The 1680-nt window shown below is 65.0% G+C and carries 1 protein-coding gene; it reads right to left on the bottom strand.

All coding sequences use genetic code 11. The annotated features are described in order from the left end of the window. On the bottom strand, positions 1 to 1680 hold a 1680-nt coding region (locus HR9077_RS18170), incomplete at both ends, for an amino acid adenylation domain-containing protein (RefSeq protein WP_136068719.1).

Below are 1680 nucleotides of genomic sequence, written 5' to 3' on the forward strand. Positions count from 1 at the left end.
TGTCGTGGCGACCGACCCTCGCCACGCCCAACACCTCGGCCCAGATCGCCGCCAGGGCCTCTTCCACCTCGCCCTGCGGTGCCTCGTACGACACGCCGCTCGCCATGTCCGGTGCCGGCAACGCCTTGCGATCCACCTTGCCGTTGGACGTCAAGGGGAAAGCGTCGAGCAGCATGAAGGCACTCGGCACCATGTAGTCCGGCAGAGACTGCTTCAACCGCGTCCGCAACTCGGTTGTCTCCAAGTGGGCTCCTGGCTGTGGAACCAGATAGGCCACCAGCCGCGTTCCCTTGCCTTCCTCCTGGGCCAGCGTCAAGACGTCACGCACCGCCGGCTGGCCCAGCAATTGGGCTTCGATCTCGCCCAGCTCGATACGCAGACCGTGGATCTTCACCTGATGGTCGATACGCCCCAGGTACTCGAGCTGGCCGTCGTCTCGCCAGCGCACCAGGTCGCCGGTACGATACAGCCGTTCGCCCGAGCCGAACGGGTCGGCCACGAAGCGCTCTGCGCTCAGCCCGGGGCGGTGCAGGTAGCCACGTGCCAGACTCATCCCGCCCAGGTACAGCTCGCCCACCACGCCGGCGGGCACTACGTTGAGATCGGCATCCAGCACGTAGGTCCGGGTATCGCTGATCGGGCGCCCGATGGGCACCAGGCATTCTGCCTCGTCACGACACGTCCATTGCGTCACATGAATCGTGGTTTCGGTCGGGCCATAGATATTCTGAAAACTCACCCCAGGCAGCCGAGCGAAGACCTCTTGCTGCAGTGCGGCATTCATCGCCTCGCCACCACACAGAATGTGCTTGAGAGGCAGCTTGACGTCATGACCTACATAGGCAAGGAAGGCCTGCAGCATCGACGGCACGAAGTTGAGGGTCGTGATTCCATGCTGCTGGATCAGTTCCGCGATACGGGCCGGCTCGCGTTGATCCCCCGGCTGGGCGATGACCAGGCGCACCCCGACAGTCAACGGCCAGAAGATTTCCCATACCGAAACATCGAAACCGAAGGGCGCCTTGTGCAATACGGCATCATCGTCCCCCAGCCAATACGTTTGCTGCATCCAGGTCATGCAACTGGTCAAGGCGTCATGCCGGATGGCCACCCCCTTGGGCCACCCGGTGGAGCCCGAGGTATAGATCACGTAGGCCAGGTGATCGCCGTGCAGCGCCACGTCGGGGTGGGTCGATGCCTGGTGGGCAACGTCCAGCCGGTCCAGCGCGAGCACGCTCAGGCCCTCGGTCGCGGGCAAGGCATCACGCAGATGCTGCTGGGTCAGCAGTAGCTCGATACCGCTGTCCGCGACCATGTAGGCCAGCCGCTCGGCCGGATAGTCCGGGTCCAGCGGCACGTAGGCGCCGCCGGCCTTGAGGATCGCCAGCAGCCCCACCATCATCTCGACGGAGCGCTCCACGGCGATACCCACCCGTGTCTCGGGGCGCACCCCCAGGCCGCTCAGGTAATGGGCCAGGCGGTTGGCGCGGGCGTTGAGCTCGGCGTAGCTAAGCCGCTGGTCCGCGAAGATCAGTGCCAAGGCTTCGGGGGTCGCCGCCGCCTGGCGCTCGAACAGACGGTGGACGGATTCAATATCGGGGTAGCGCTGGGTGTTCTCGCCCCAGGCCGCAAGCTGACGATGCTCGGTAGTGTCGAGCAGCTCGATATCACCCAGCGCCT

The sequence above is a fragment of the Modicisalibacter radicis genome (assembly GCF_900961225.1).
GTDB lineage: Bacteria > Pseudomonadota > Gammaproteobacteria > Pseudomonadales > Halomonadaceae > Modicisalibacter.